Raw genomic sequence first — 11,879 nt, 5'->3', positions numbered from 1 at the left:
CCAAATGGGGCGTTCTACGACGCGGCTCATTGGAGGGGAGGCGCTGATAGCAGATAGTGATGCTGATACTGTTCGCTTAACTTCTTGATATCGAGTCTGGCGAGTGCCTTGTCCACCCGCTGCTGCAGCGCCTGCTGATCGGGACGGAACATGATGTGCAGGCTCTTGTGCCCGAGGAGCTTCGGGTTGAACTGCAACTGTGCGGGGTGGAGTTTGTCATCGTGGTAGGTGAGCCAGTAGAAAACATCCCGATCGATAACAGCCAGATCGAGCCGATCTCGCTGTAATTTTCGCAAGTTGAGGTGATCGCTGTCCACCGCAAAGGTGTTGAGGCGCTTGCTTGTCATCAGGGCATCAAATTCACGGGTATTGATATAACCGGCGACGACGCCAATCCGGTAGGAGGCGAGATCTTCGAGTCGACGCCAGTGGATGAGAGGGCCGGCTTGCTGCGCCATGCCCAGCACACTATTGCCCACGCTGGTGGAGATATGCCACCGTTTATCCAGATCATCGGCGAAGTATCTGGGGAAGTAGCCGCTGTAGTGCTGGGTGGGATCGGACGCCAGCCATATGGCTCGCTGCCAGGAATAAAAGTCAAATTGTACCTCAAGCCCCGCCTCGGCAAAGGCGCGCTTGACGATATGGCCGATAAGGCCACCATCAGGGAGATGTTGGCTGGTATAGGGCGGCCACTCCAGGGTGGTCAGGTGCACAGGCTCTGCCCGCAGTTGCAGGGGAAGCCATAGCAGCAAGAGTGTCAGAAGCTGACGATATCCCATGAACGACCGATTCCTTGTGTCGATTGGTTCTGAGTATTACCCATAATGGGGGTAATAAAAAAGTCTGGACTTCTCCTTATCTGCAAGCTTGAACTGATTTTCGGACATCGTTTGCGTCAATGTACCTAGCCTGTCTGTGAGCCGTTTTCCCGCTCTAGCCGCACGCCGTCGTACTAATAACGCGACCAGTCACGAGAGACGACGCTGTTCCCTGTCGGTGTCGGTGGTTCGAGTGAGTTCTCATGATGATTGGGGGCGCGATGTGGAAAACAACCTCTTTTACTCGATGGGGTGCCGAGCGCCTCGCGGAGTGGGGCTGCCACGGCCTCGGGATCAGGCACCCGCCGGGCGGGTCGTTTTTCATTTTCCCGTCAGTCTTTTTCATTTTCGGCGGCGGGCTACACATCAGAGCACCTTATCGCGGCAAGATGAGGTATCTTATGCCCCGATTTCATCCATTAAACGGATCCGAGACCCCATATGATCATCAAACCCAAGGTTCGCGGCTTTATCTGCACCACCACTCACCCGGTCGGTTGTGAAGCCAATGTTCGTCGCCAGATCGCTTATACCCAGGCCAAGGGCACCATCGAGAATGGTCCCAAGAAGGTGTTGGTGATCGGCGCTTCCACCGGTTATGGCCTGGCTTCCCGCATTGCCGCCGCCTTTGGCTCCGGCGCTGCCACCCTCGGCGTTTTCTTTGAAAAAGCGGGCACCGAGTCAAAGACCGGTACTGCTGGCTGGTACAACTCCGCCGCCTTCGACAAGGCCGCCAAAGAGGCAGGTCTCTACGCCAAGAGCATCAACGGCGATGCCTTCTCCAACGAGTGCCGCGCCAAGGTGATCGAGCTCATCAAGCAGGATCTGGGTCAGATTGATCTGGTGGTTTATTCCCTGGCCTCGCCGGTGCGCAAGCTGCCGGACACCGGCGAAGTGGTGCGCTCTGCCCTCAAACCCATCGGTGAGGTCTACACCACCACTGCCATCGACACCAACAAGGATCAGATCATCACCGCCACCGTCGAGCCGGCGAATGAGGAAGAGATCCAGAACACCATCACCGTGATGGGCGGTCAGGATTGGGAGCTGTGGATGGCTGCCCTGCGTGATGCCGGCGTGCTGGCCGACGGCGCCAAGTCTGTGGCCTACTCCTACATCGGCACCGATCTGACCTGGCCCATCTACTGGCACGGTACTCTGGGCCGCGCCAAGGAAGATCTGGACCGCGCCGCTGCCGCCATCCGTGGTGACCTGGCTGCCAAGGGTGGCACCGCTCACGTGGCTGTGCTGAAATCCGTGGTGACCCAGGCCTCTTCCGCCATTCCGGTGATGCCGCTCTATATCTCCATGGCCTTTAAGATCATGAAGGAGAAGGGCATTCACGAGGGCTGCATGGAGCAGGTGGATCGCATGATGCGCACCCGTCTCTACGCGTCCGACATGGCGCTGGACGATCAGGCTCGTATCCGCATGGATGACTGGGAACTACGCGAAGACGTGCAGCAGACCTGCCGCGACCTGTGGCCTTCCATTACCAGCGAGAATCTTTCCGAGTTGACTGATTACACCGGCTACAAGCAGGAGTTCCTGCGCCTGTTCGGTTTCGGTCTGGCCGAGGTCGATTACGATGCGGATGTGAATCCGGATGTGAAATTCGACGTGGTCGAGCTCTGATCCTGACGCAAGTGAAAACAGGGCCCTCTCTTTGGAAAAAGAGGGGGCTTTTATATCAACGCAATGGTGTTGCGGTGGCGTGGTTACCTCGCACTATGGTCGTGAGAGGGATAGTGCCACATGAGTTGCCAGCATCATGGTGCGCAACAAAAAAAGGCTCCAAAGGAGCCTTTTTTTGTTGCGATGAGTTATGCTTACTGTTTGTAGCTCTTGAGGAAGCGGGCGAGGCGGCCAATGGCCTCTTCCAGCTCCTCTTCGCGGGGCAGGAACACCAGCCGGAAGTGATCCGGTGCCGGCCAGTTGAAACCGGTACCCTGCACCAGCAGCAGCTTCTCCTGTTGCAGCAGGTCGAACACCATCTTCTGGTCATCGCGGATGTCATACACCTTGGGGTCGAGGCGCGGGAACATGTAGAGTGCCCCCTTGGGTTTGACGCAGGAGACGCCAGGAATGTCGTTGAGCAGCTCCCATGCCTTGTCGCGCTGGCGGCGCAGACGGCCGCCCGGCAGGATCAGCTCGTTGATGCTCTGGTAGCCGCCAAGAGCGGTCTGGATGGCGTGCTGCATCGGCACGTTGGCACACAGCCGCATGGAGGCCAGCATCTCCAGTCCTTCAATGTAACCGCGGGCACGGCCCTTGGGGCCGGTAATGACCATCCAGCCCTGGCGGAAGCCGCAGGCACGGTAGGCCTTGGAGAGGCCGTTGAAGGTCACCACCATCACGTCGTCACACAGGGTGCAGACGCTGGTGTGGGAGATGTCGTCGTAGAGGATCTTGTCGTAGATCTCATCGGCGAAAATGATGAGGTTGTGCTGGCGGGCGATCTCGATCACTTCCAGCAGGAACTCGCTGCCGTAGACGGCGCCGGTCGGGTTGTTGGGGTTGATCAGCACCAGGCCGCGGGTGCGCGGGGTGATGCGGGCGCGGATATCGTCGAGATCCGGATACCAATCGGCCCCTTCGTCGCAGCGGTAGTGCACCGCATGGCCACCGGAGAGGGTGACGGCGGCAGTCCAGAGCGGGTAGTCGGGGGAGGGCACCAGCATCTCGTCGCCGTTATTGAGCAGTGCCTGCATCGCCATCACGATCAGCTCGCTGGCGCCATTGCCGATGTAGATATCATCGATATCGACCTTGCGCATCCCTTTTTGCTGGTAGTACTGCATCACCGCTTTACGGGCAGAAAACAGCCCCTTGGAGTCGCAGTAGCCCTGACTCAGCGGCATGTTGAGGATCACATCCTTGATGATCTCTTCTGGCGCATCGAAACCAAACGGAGCGGGGTTGCCGATGTTGAGCTTGAGAATGCGGTGACCTTCGTCTTCGAGACGGCGGGCTTCTTTATGCACCGGGCCGCGGATGTCATAGCAGACATCGTCGAGCTTGTGCGACTTGTCGATAGTGAACATGGTGACTGTGATTCCTTCCCCATGGGGACGCGTTGGCGAAAAAGGCGATTTTTAGTATCAAATTTCTTTTCCCCTATTCTTCACAGAATTGAATGCTAGAACAATCCTCTTTTTAGAAGAATTCCCTGATTTTTAGCCATAAAACAGGGTTGCCAGAACGTTAAATTCAGCATGATCGTTTGTGCTAGCCGAGGTTCACCAGTGAAACATGGGGAGTGAATTAACAAAGCTGCCCGACTGTGTTGCAATATCCGGATCCTATGGCACGATTGGCTTGTGTGAAAAATCGTATTCGTCCCCCTTTTCGATGAGTTGCATGACACCGACGGTGTCATCTTTACGTGGTTCGCTCATCGACTTTTACTCCTGCGAGGTTTTCCCATGCATGCACCCGTTCCCGGCCGCTATCGCCACTTCAAGGGGGGTTACTATCAAGTGCTGGCCCTGGCCCTGCATACCGAAACCCAGGAGCAGTTGGTGATCTATCAATCGGAGCAGGATGGTCAGGTCTATGCCCGCCCTGTCGCCATGTTCATGGAGTGGATTGAGCATCAGGGACAGATTGTCAGCCGCTTTGCACCGGCAGGAAACTGACCACACCTCCGTTTATATCGTTCAACAGATGAGCAATTGAGGTGACTGCTCCCCGCCGCAAGCGGCGAGGCTTCCCACTTCTTAGGCCGCTACCGTCAGATTGACGGATTTACGCTGGCCTCCATGGGCAGAAACGGCGAGCCCCGCCGCTTTTAATTCCAATATTCCTTGCTGTCGAATGTTCATGGCCGCGTTGATGTCGCGGTCATGCTCTGCCCCACACGCTGGACATACCCACTGTCGCTGGTGAAGTGGCATCTCCGGCATCTTGTGGCCGCACTCGCTACATGGTTTAGAGCTGGCAAACCACTGATCGAGTTTGATTAGGTGGCGGCCCGCCGCTTGGGCTTTGTACTCCAGCCTCATGATAAAACCATACCAGCCAGCATCGCCAATGGCGCGGGCCAGCTTGTGGTTTTTCATCATATTGGTTGTTTTAAGCGTCTCCACGATGATCGCTTGGTTATCGTCAACTATCGTGCGAGAGAGTTTGTGCTGAAAATCAGCGCGAGCATGGGCTACCCGCTCGTGCAGGGCGGCCAGCTGTAATTTGGCCTTACTACGATTGGCACTGCCTTTTTTCTTGCGAGACAGTGCTTTTTGCTTTCGCCGCAGATTGCGACTGGCGTTGATAAGATGGCGCGGGTTGGCCATCTTTTTGCCACTCGACGCAATGAGGTAGTGGGACAGCCCCATATCATAGCCTGTCACCGCTGTGATGAGGGAGGGCTTGGCGGGAGCCTCACGGCCATCATCGCAAAGGATGGAGGCATAGTATTTCCCTGTCGGGCCACGGCTGACCGTGATGCTGGAGACCACGCCGATAATATCTCGGTGAATGACAGCTCGGATGGGCGTCATCTTCGGTAACAGGATGGCATCGGTCAGCACTTTGCCATTGGGGTGGTAGCTCGATTGCCTGCCTCTCTTGCTCTTGAAGGTGGGCATCCTGGCCTTGAGCTTGGGGTTGAAAAAATTGGCGAATGCCTTATCCAGGTTGATCACCGCCTGCTGTAAGGCTTGTGAATCGTACTCTTTCAGCCAGCTGTATTTGCGCGATTTTTTTGCCACAGCGAGCAGGGGTTTCAAGTCGCGTTTGGGTTTCAGTGAAACCCCGTGGCGCTGGAACATGTGCCGCTGAATATGAAGGGCTTTGTTGTACGCGAACCGCACCGCGCCGAACTGGGCATTGAGGAATGCCGCTTGTTCGTCGGTGGGGTAAATGCGTACTTTTGTGGCTCTTTTCATGATTAAAAACACAGGCTGTATATAAGTACAGTTATAGCGCGTGCCAGTGAAATCAACAACCGCTGCGGACGTGCGGCAGGCGCGACTATCGAGACACTGAAGACATAGGCGGGCTCGCAAACGCATCAGATTAGCTCCCCTTATATCCCCGCCCGATTGGGCTAGGGTTTACGGGGCATCTGCTAAAGGCGTCACAAGTTGTCGCATGACGCCCTTGTGGATAAGACGTGCAGCCAGCGGCATTAATGACAAATCTCTTATCCAATCAATAAATTGTGATAAGTGTCACATCTAGTGAACCTTGTCGGCAGAGTTCGCAATCTGGACTCACACTCCCATAATACTGCGAGTGTTCAAGCATGGGCCCTCCTCGGGTCTTGTTCGGTGTTATCTCAAATGGGAGAAATAATGTGAAACCTGTTGCTGCTGAGTTTATGGGCACTTTCTGGCTGGTATTGGGCGGGTGCGGCAGTGCCGTGCTGGCTGCAGCCTTCCCTCACGTCGGGATTGGTTTGCTGGGAGTCTCGCTGGCCTTCGGTCTGACCGTGCTGACCATGGCGTTTGCCATCGGCCATATCTCCGGTTGCCACCTCAATCCGGCCGTCACCGTTGGTCTGTGGGCGGGCGGTCGTTTCCCGGCATCCGGTGTCCTGCCTTATATCGTGGCGCAAGTGCTGGGTGGCATAGCTGCTGCTGCGGTGCTTTACGTGATTGCCAGCGGTCAGGCAGGGTTTGATCTCTCTGCCGGTTTTGCCTCCAACGGCTACGGCGAGCACTCTCCGGGTGGTTACAGCCTGACTGCCGCACTGGTGTGTGAAATTGTCATGACCGGTTTCTTCCTGTTCGTCATCATGGGTGCCACCGATAGCCGCGCGCCTGCCGGTTTCGCGCCGATCGCCATCGGCCTGTGCCTGACCCTGATCCACCTCATCAGCATTCCGGTGACCAATACCTCGGTCAACCCGGCCCGCAGTACCGGTGTTGCGCTGTTTGTCGGTGACTGGGCTGTTAGCCAGCTGTGGCTGTTCTGGGTTGCCCCGATTGTCGGTGCCATTCTGGGTGCGCTGGCATATCGCCTGGTGGCGGCTGAGCAGCAGTAATCATTTGCGAAACAACGTGTGGTATCGACACGCCTGCGGGCGTGTTTTTTGTTTCTGGAGGGGAAGAGTGAATTATCCGCACCGAGGGCTAGAGCCCTTTGGCCTGCAGCATCTCTTTGTAGCGCAAGTGAAGGAGCTGGACGCGCTCCACATAGGCACGGGTTTCCGCATAGGGCGGGATACCACCATGTTTTTGTACGGCGCCAGCCCCGGCGTTGTAAGCTGCGGTTGCCAGCGCCACGTTGCCGTCATATTGCTTGAGTAGTCCTGCCAGATATTTCACCCCGCCGAAGATATTCTGCTCCGCCAGCAAGGCATTGCCGACACCCAGTTCCCGCGCCGTGGCGGGCATCAGCTGGGTCAAGCCCATCGCACCCTTGCGGGAGACCGCCAGCGGGTTGAAGGCGGATTCGGCATGGATCAGTGCCCGGATCAGCGCAGGTTCAACCTGATAGGTTTTGGCGGCCGCCTTGATGGTGCTGGCATAGTCATAGAGAAACAGCCCTGTGGTCTGCCAGTTGACGCTGGATTTGGGGTCGCAGGCAAAGCAGTCGTTGAACAGCAGCAGCTCGTAATGGCCCTGTTCGGGCGCCATGTCGGAGTAGCGTACCACCCCGTTCTGCTGTACCGATTTATAGACCTGGATCTGCTGCTTGCCGTTAGACGCGGTTGCCGCTGTTTGAGCGGCTTCGGGTTGCTGGGCGGGCGAGGGCTCGTTGACCGGGCGCGGTGGGGAGGCGGCAGTCAGGAAGATCACCTCCGCGGGCGGGGGAGTCTGGCTCCATCCGCTCAAGGGAATCAACAACATATACCCTGCTAACAGCCATGCTTTCAACCGTAATACTCCTTCCAGTGATGACCATGTTGAGTAAAGCATCATGACGAGGGCAGAACAAGCGGCGAGCAGGGGGCAAATGATCCGATTCAGTGACCGGGATCAATGTATCCGTTGTGATAAGTAGTTGTTATCATGGTGCAGATCTTCTGGTAGTGGCTGGTGGCTTGAAGGCATGCTATCGTGCAGGCGTCAGCTGGTCGGATTAGTTTGCCATCTCTAATCTTATTTATTGAATATCAAAGGATTTGTCTGTGACAAGCAAGCTGGCGATAGAACTCACTTTCGAAGAGTACTGCGATGCCGACTTATCCCTTATCAGGGACTATTACGAGACGACATTTTCCCACTATGTGCCGGACTTGGCCGAGCGGGTCTTTGTCGTGCGTGATGCTCACTGGTTGGTGGGGGCGGTACGGTTGCGGGACGAGGAGGAGTTTTACCATCTGTGTGGCTTTCGCCTGTTGCCCCACTACCAATCGCTGGGATTGGGGTCACGGCTGCTGCAGCACGCCTGCCACGGTCTGGCGGACAAACCTGTGGTCTGTCAGGCGCTGCCCTTCGAGAAGCCTTTCTATCTCAAGGCCGGTTTTGCCGATATGCCCCTCAATCAATTGAGCGGGTCGCTCTTCTCCCTCTACGAGCGGCAGCAGCAGCAGGGCTATCAGGTGGAGCTGCTGGTACGGGATACCACTCAGCCCCTCCTGAATTGAGCGGTTTAGCGGGGTTTGGTCAGCAGGTGGATCTTGCCCGGTGACAGCTCCAGCCCCAGCAGATTTGCCTTCAGCCAGGCCTGATCCGGATCCTTGTCATTGAGTTTGTAGACCGGCTTGGTCTCGAGCCGCTGCTCCATGCTTTGCAGCAGCATGTTGAGCATCAGCCCGAACTTCCTCTCGGCTGCCTCAGGCTCCAGCTTGTACTCCACCAGTTTCATGTTGTCGAGAAAGAGCGCGCTCTGGGCCTTGTCATAGCGGGGTCTCGCCTCATAGGTCATCTGCAGGCGGGCGTCATATTCGGTATTGTCTGGCAGAGCGATTTTGAGCTTGCCCTTGCCATAGACCCGAGCGGTATCGGGACGTTGGCGACCGATCTGGACATCGCTCTGCTCCAGCTGCACATGGGCCTTGATGATGCCCGGCAGCTCCAGCTGTTTATCGACTTGTACCTGAGATTGCAGGTACTGGTTTATCTGTTGCTCATTGATGTCATATGAGCCTTGGCCTAGCATGGCCAGGCTCAGCAGCATAGATTGCAGGATCATGCGTGCGACCTGATAGAATGGATTTGTCTAACAGCATACCATCCCAGCCGGTTGGGGTCTGCCCATCGCGCTGTTTGTCGATTAGAAGGAGTCCCCGTTGTTCAACGGTCTGGAACACGATCTTCAACTGCTGTTTTCCCGTTTTCTGGGTTGGCTGCTACTGCTTTTTCACACAGTTATCGTCACCGGTGTGTCGTTTCGGGTGGTGATGAAGCGCCGCCCCATCGGGGTGTCGCTGGCCTGGCTGGCGTTGATCTATGCCATTCCGTTTGCCGGGGTGGGCTTCTATGTGCTGTTTGGTGAAATAAAGCTGGGGCGCCGCCGTGCCGAGCGTGCCCAGGCCATGTATCGCCCTTACGCCATCTGGATCCGCCAGCTGGCCCGTCTGTTTCCCCAGCACTGCTGTGAAGTGGGCGACAAGGCGCAGCCGCTGCACGATCTCATCCAGGGGCGGCTCGCCATGCCGATGCTCTCCGGCAACCGCATGACCTTGCTCAACAAGCCGGACTGGATCTTGCGCGAGATTGCTCAGGATATTCGCCGCTCGACTCTCTCCTGCTATCTGGAGTTCTACATCTGGCACCCGGGCGGCGATGCCGACGAGGTGTGCGAGGCACTGATTGAAGTGGCGCAACGCGGCGTGGATTGTCGCTTGTTGCTCGATTCGGTGGGCAGCAAGCAGTTCTTCCGCTCTCACTGGCCCAAAAAGCTGCGCAAGGTGGGAGTCAAACTGGTGGAGGTGCTGCCGGTCGGCGCCTGGCGCATTCTGTTCCAGCGTCAGGATCTGCGGATGCACCGCAAGCTGGTGGTGATCGATGACAGGGTGGGTTACACCGGCTCCATGAACATGGTGGATCCCCGTTTCTTCAAGCAAGATGCCGGGGTCGGCCAGTGGGTCGACATCATGATCCGGGTGCAGGGGCCCATGGTGCCGCTGATGTGGTCGATCTTTGTCTGGGACTGGGAGATGGAGACCGGCGAGCGGCTGCTCGACAGCTTGCAGCATGAGCCGGAAGCCTGGCCCCAGACCAACTACCGTGCTCAGTTGGTCCCATCCGGCCCCTTCGTTGGTGGCGACTGCATCCAGCAGAGCCTGCTGCTGGCCATCTATCAGGCGCGCAGCCATCTGGTGCTGACGACGCCTTACTTTGTACCCGATGATCCGCTGGCTGCGGCACTCAGTTCGGCGGCGGTGCGCGGGGTGCAGGTGCAACTGGTGTTACCGGCTCGCAACGATTCCATCATGGCCAATTATGCCTGCAACGCTTTTATGGAGGAGCTGCTGGCGGCCGGGGTGGAGATCTACCGCTATGATGCGGGGCTGCTCCATACCAAGAGCGTGCTGGTGGATGACGACTTCGCGCTGGTGGGGACGGTCAATCTGGATCGGCGCAGCCTCTGGCTCAACTTCGAGGTGACCCTGCTGGTGGACAACCCCTCGTTCGTGGCCCAGATGAATCGGCTGGTGCAGGGCTATATGGCGGAAGCCACCCCGATGACCCTGGCCCAATGGCAGGCACGTCCCTGGTACAAGAAGGCGATGGAGAATATCTTCTATCTCTTCAGTCCCTTGCTGTGAGGCGGTGGCGAGCGGCAAGAATGGGGGTTCGCCATCTGATTGGGCTTGCCTCGCCCCGAGTCCGCCCCGTAGAGTGCAGTGACAACTCCCTGGAGACCATGGATATATGAAAAAGATAGTGGCCCTTGCCGTGGGTGCGGCACTGGTAGGTGGTGGTCTGGCTGCGTGCTGGTACACGGGCAACAGCTTCGACAACATCATGGCGGAGCAGATCGCCAGGGTGGAGAAAGAGAGCGGGCTCGACATGCAGTGGCAGCCAGGTAGCAGCAACCTCTTCACCCGTGACGGGATCCTGAAGGTCGTGGTGTCGCCACAGGAGCTGGCTGCTATCGACAGCGAACTGGAGGGCAGTCAGCCCATCGAGCTGCAACTGGTGGTCAAGAGCCAGATCCTGCCGCTTTACATCAAGAGCCACTTCCTGCTCGATACCCATAATGGCACTCTGGCGCCGGTCTTTACCGCACTGGGCATGGAGCAGTGGGAACTCGGTCTGGAGTCGGTCACCAGCCTCTGGACCCAGGGTAACAGCAGCCGCTTCTGGGCCAACGAATTCAAGGTCAAACAGGGGCTGGACGAGTTCAGCTTCCTGCCTCTTAGCGGTGAGTTTCACGGCAATCTGGAGGGGAGTGGACACCTCACCATGACCTGGCAGGGGATGACGGTCCACGAAGAGCAGCGCAAGATGGACCTGGTGTTGGCCGATCTGAAAGGGAGTGCCGACATTGCCGAGATCAGCGGTGTGCTCCTCTCGCCACAGAGCGCGATGACCCTCGCGGCCCTCACGGTGCAACTGCCTGACAGCGTCAAGGTCGCCCTGCAGGGGATGAGCACCGAGACTCAGCTGACCGGCGATGATGCCCAGACTCTCTCCAGCAGCTATCAGGTGAAGATTGCGAAGCTGGATTTGGAAAACGAGACTGACACGCTGGCGGTTACCGACAGCAAGCTGGCGCTCAACCTCAACGGTCTGGATCTGGAAGGGTATCAGGGGCTGCAGGCCGCTGGTGGCAAGGGGGTTGAAGATGCCGCCATCCAGCAGGCGCTGGACAAGATGCTCAAACGTGGCGCGACCCTGGAGCTGGCCGATCTCAGCGCCAAGCTCAACGGTGAGGCGGTGGCCATAAAAGGCGACATAAAGCTGGCCTCTACCTCGCTGGAGCAGTTGTTCAACAGCGAGGCGGGGATGCAGGCCCTCAGCGGCGTGCTGCATGCCAACCTCAGCGACCAGCTGGGTAAGGCGGTGCCGCAACTGGCCCCCATGCTCGATCAGCTGACCCTGATGGGCTATCTGAAGGCCTACAAGCAAGCGCTGACTTCCGAGCTGAAGCTGGAGAAGGGCGCCGTGACGGTAAACGATCTGCCGCTCTGATGCATGGCGTAGAAACAACAACGGCTCT

General features: G+C 57.6%; 11 protein-coding genes. 6 read left to right on the top strand and 5 right to left on the bottom strand.

What is annotated here, in order from left to right; all coding sequences use genetic code 11:
• Positions 1-26: 26 nt before the first annotated feature.
• Entirely contained in the window at positions 27-782 is a 756-nt protein-coding gene (locus NMD14_13220) for an ABC transporter substrate-binding protein (protein XEI31733.1), read from the bottom strand.
• Positions 783-1,262: 480 nt separating this feature from the next.
• On the opposite strand from NMD14_13220, the gene NMD14_13215 reads away from it, so the two are divergent.
• Positions 1,263-2,456, top strand: coding sequence for a trans-2-enoyl-CoA reductase family protein (locus NMD14_13215; protein XEI31732.1), 1,194 nt, complete (start codon positions 1,263-1,265; stop codon positions 2,454-2,456).
• Positions 2,457-2,650: 194 nt separating this feature from the next.
• Here NMD14_13215 and NMD14_13210 read toward each other — a convergent pair whose 3' ends face one another.
• Positions 2,651-3,865 carry a pyridoxal phosphate-dependent aminotransferase gene (locus tag NMD14_13210; protein ID XEI31731.1) on the bottom strand — a complete coding sequence of 405 codons (1,215 nt, stop codon included), beginning with the start codon at positions 3,863-3,865 and terminating at the stop codon, positions 2,651-2,653.
• A gap of 381 nt (positions 3,866-4,246) precedes the next feature.
• Between NMD14_13210 and NMD14_13205 the strand changes: the two genes are divergently transcribed.
• Positions 4,247-4,459 (top strand): DUF1653 domain-containing protein, encoded by a 213-nt coding sequence (locus tag NMD14_13205; protein ID XEI31730.1) that lies wholly within the window; start codon positions 4,247-4,249, stop codon positions 4,457-4,459.
• Positions 4,460-4,540: 81 nt separating this feature from the next.
• Here NMD14_13205 and NMD14_13200 read toward each other — a convergent pair whose 3' ends face one another.
• The gene (locus NMD14_13200) at positions 4,541-5,707 is read right to left on the bottom strand and encodes a transposase (GenBank protein XEI31729.1); all 1,167 of its coding nucleotides are present in this window, start codon (positions 5,705-5,707) and stop codon (positions 4,541-4,543) included.
• Positions 5,708-6,117: 410 nt separating this feature from the next.
• Between NMD14_13200 and aqpZ the strand changes: the two genes are divergently transcribed.
• Positions 6,118-6,807: an aquaporin Z gene (gene aqpZ, locus NMD14_13195; GenBank protein XEI31728.1), complete on the top strand. Its 690-nt coding sequence runs from the start codon at positions 6,118-6,120 to the stop codon at positions 6,805-6,807.
• Between the two features lie 88 nt (positions 6,808-6,895).
• On the opposite strand, the gene NMD14_13190 is transcribed toward aqpZ, so the two are convergent.
• The gene (locus NMD14_13190) at positions 6,896-7,615 is read right to left on the bottom strand and encodes a lytic transglycosylase domain-containing protein (GenBank protein XEI31727.1); all 720 of its coding nucleotides are present in this window, start codon (positions 7,613-7,615) and stop codon (positions 6,896-6,898) included.
• A 281-nt stretch (positions 7,616-7,896) separates the two neighbouring features.
• Between NMD14_13190 and NMD14_13185 the strand changes: the two genes are divergently transcribed.
• Positions 7,897-8,355 carry a GNAT family N-acetyltransferase gene (locus tag NMD14_13185; GenBank protein ID XEI31726.1) on the top strand — a complete coding sequence of 153 codons (459 nt, stop codon included), beginning with the start codon at positions 7,897-7,899 and terminating at the stop codon, positions 8,353-8,355.
• Between the two features lie 5 nt (positions 8,356-8,360).
• Here NMD14_13185 and NMD14_13180 read toward each other — a convergent pair whose 3' ends face one another.
• Positions 8,361-8,903 carry a DUF1439 domain-containing protein gene (locus NMD14_13180; GenBank protein ID XEI31725.1) on the bottom strand — a complete coding sequence of 181 codons (543 nt, stop codon included), beginning with the start codon at positions 8,901-8,903 and terminating at the stop codon, positions 8,361-8,363.
• 97 nt (positions 8,904-9,000) lie between these two features.
• Here NMD14_13180 and cls point away from each other — a divergent pair, with 97 nt between their 5' ends.
• The gene (gene cls, locus NMD14_13175) at positions 9,001-10,482 is read left to right on the top strand and encodes a cardiolipin synthase (protein ID XEI31724.1); all 1,482 of its coding nucleotides are present in this window, start codon (positions 9,001-9,003) and stop codon (positions 10,480-10,482) included.
• 106 nt (positions 10,483-10,588) lie between these two features.
• Positions 10,589-11,851, top strand: a complete 1,263-nt coding sequence (locus NMD14_13170) for a YdgA family protein (GenBank protein XEI31723.1) — start codon at positions 10,589-10,591, stop codon at positions 11,849-11,851.
• The last annotated feature ends 28 nt before the right edge of the window (positions 11,852-11,879 follow it).

The organism is Aeromonas veronii (assembly GCA_041319085.1).
Lineage (GTDB): Bacteria > Pseudomonadota > Gammaproteobacteria > Enterobacterales > Aeromonadaceae > Aeromonas > Aeromonas veronii_F.
The sequence above is the reverse complement of the archived record's forward strand: the minus strand, read 5'-3'. Positions and strand labels throughout refer to the sequence as shown.